This is a genomic window from Actinocrinis puniceicyclus (assembly GCF_018283645.1).
GTDB classification, from domain to species: Bacteria; Actinomycetota; Actinomycetes; order Streptomycetales; family Catenulisporaceae; genus Actinocrinis; species Actinocrinis puniceicyclus.
In genome coordinates this window covers 1-1,970 of the sequence record NZ_JAGSXH010000282.1, presented here as the reverse complement: position 1 = coordinate 1,970, position 1,970 = coordinate 1, and the positions used below count along the sequence as shown (strand labels likewise).

Sequence of the window (1,970 nt, the reverse complement as noted above, 5' to 3'; positions counted from 1 at the left end):
CGCGACGCTCTCCGCGGCCCGCCTGACCTTCCACGTCGACATCAACATCGGCGACCCCGTATCGCCGGCACCGCAGCGCATCGTCCTGCCGAAAATCCTCGGCGGAACCATGGAGCTCACCGGCTACCCGCTCACCATGGTGCTCGCCGAGAAGATCGTCACCATGATGCAGCGCACAACCGCCCCGTGACCTCGCACCCGCCTCGATCTCGCACGCTCCCCGGGCGACGGTGTCCTCGTCTGCCCCCGCCAACCGGGCCACCCGCCGGATCCCGCCGTACCCGAGCATCCGCGCCTCGGCCCCAGTACCAGCCGCCGCGCCCGCTCACCCAGATGCGGCAACACCCGCGCGAACGTCTCCACCAACGCCTCGTCCGGAACCTCGATCACAGGGTCATGATACAGTCAGCAACCGACTGGGTCTCAGAACCCGAAGCTATTTATCGACGCGTCCCTGGGTGACGACATCCCCCGGATCACGCGTACGACAGGGGGCAGAGAGTCATGCCGGTCCCGGAGGCCGGGAACCCCGTTGCGGGGCCACGAATAAGATAACGGGGGAGTGTACGGTCTTTACGCGGAGGCCCTGAGGCCAAACCCACCCTTTCAGGGATAAACCAGGAAGCCCGATCCGGTAATTGGCGCGTTGCAATAATATCGACAAAGAGCTCCCTGCACAGTAGCAACGAACTCATAACTAATCCCCAACCGCGCGAAGCCGAGCGAGAGGTGATCACAATATGATCCGAGAATTGCAATGGCAGGCATCTCGGTCGGTTCACGGATTTCGTGGATTCTGAGCTCTAGACGTAGATCGAACTCCTTTTCCGTTTCAGTGACAATTGTACCCACATCAAACCAGGAAATGAGTGGCCCCAGCACCATGTCCAGCGACGTGTCCGCAAAGAATCGAAACGTAACACCTTGCCAATCACTCAGAAAATAGCCAGCCGCTTCCTCAACATCGACCATAGTTCGCAGCTGGTCGAGCGAAATTGGCAGTCCCACGAGTGACCTTAAGTAGAGATTTAATTCCATGGCATTATCCTGAGCACGGGGCGTTATCAATGGACCCCGTGCATGTCCATGCTGAATGCGCGGTTATATCACCCGAAGCTAGGCCAGCATCTTTGTCACCCCAGCTGTAGCTAGGCTCCTTCATGATCGTATACCATCCGAAATCGGGATCTGCATTCTGATACCTTCTTTGATATTGCTGAACGCCCTTCGCAGCCGCACTTGCGTCATCTCCGTCTCGCGCAAACATATAGACCGCCAGAGCCCCTTTCCCGCGCGAATAGCGTAGATTCTGCGTAATAGAATTTACGGAACCATTTACCGATTTAAATTCAGACGGAACCGCGCCCACCCACGCATCAAACGTTTTGCCCATAGCGCCGCCATTCTCGTTGTGAGCGACTACATTACTTCCCTCTGCCGCTAAGAAAAGCGCCTGAAGGTACTCGTCACGACTAAACCCATAGCTTCCCCTTCCGTTATCCTTTGAGAATTTCCCCGCGTCGAATGGTCCGTATTCAGATTCGTCGATGCGACTTGTCACTGAATTCAGCCAATCATTGAATTTTGTATCATTTTCGGACCCCTTAACTATGTCACAAATTGGGTTATTCCCGCAGCCGATATCGTCGTGGGTAACCTGGCGATTCCAGAGATCCTTGATTGGGTTGTCAGTCGTAAGAAGCCAGTGGATCCTCGCCTGCTGCCATTGGCCTGCATATACTTGGTTCGTAGCCGGAGCAGTGGCACTTGACGAACTGATATTTTGGCACGACGCGTCACAGCCTCCGCTGCCACTGTCGGCGGCGTTGCCACTGCAGTTGCCATTCCAGTCGCAGGAGCTGCCGTTGCCGTCGCCGAGGGCGCGTAGGCCGGTGGGGTCGCTGCCGGTGGTGGGGTCGTTTCCGGCGTAGTCGTAGCCGCCGAGTTGGGTGGGGTCGGTGGCTTCGAAG

The 1,970-nt window shown here is 57.3% G+C and carries 3 protein-coding genes; 1 reads left to right on the top strand and 2 read right to left on the bottom strand.

Annotated elements, in window-relative coordinates:
* Window positions 1-190 (top strand): nucleotidyl transferase AbiEii/AbiGii toxin family protein (locus tag KGA66_RS28760; protein WP_211472716.1); only part of this gene is annotated, 190 nt, incomplete at its 5' end.
* Window positions 191-606: 416 nt separating this feature from the next.
* On the opposite strand, the gene KGA66_RS28755 is transcribed toward KGA66_RS28760, so the two are convergent.
* Together KGA66_RS28755 and KGA66_RS28750 are read right to left on the bottom strand one after the other, a co-directional pair.
* Complete coding sequence (locus tag KGA66_RS28755; RefSeq protein ID WP_211472714.1) at window positions 607-1,038, bottom strand: hypothetical protein; 432 nt, start codon at window positions 1,036-1,038, stop codon at window positions 607-609.
* 4 nt (window positions 1,039-1,042) lie between these two features.
* A partial coding sequence (locus KGA66_RS28750) for a hypothetical protein (RefSeq protein ID WP_211472712.1) occupies window positions 1,043-1,970 on the bottom strand: 928 nt, incomplete at its 5' end.

Coding starts and splice junctions, on each gene's coding strand:
- KGA66_RS28755 (WP_211472714.1), bottom strand. CDS start 1,038: ATGGAATTAAATCTCTACTTAAGGTCACTCGTGGGACTGCCAATTTCG.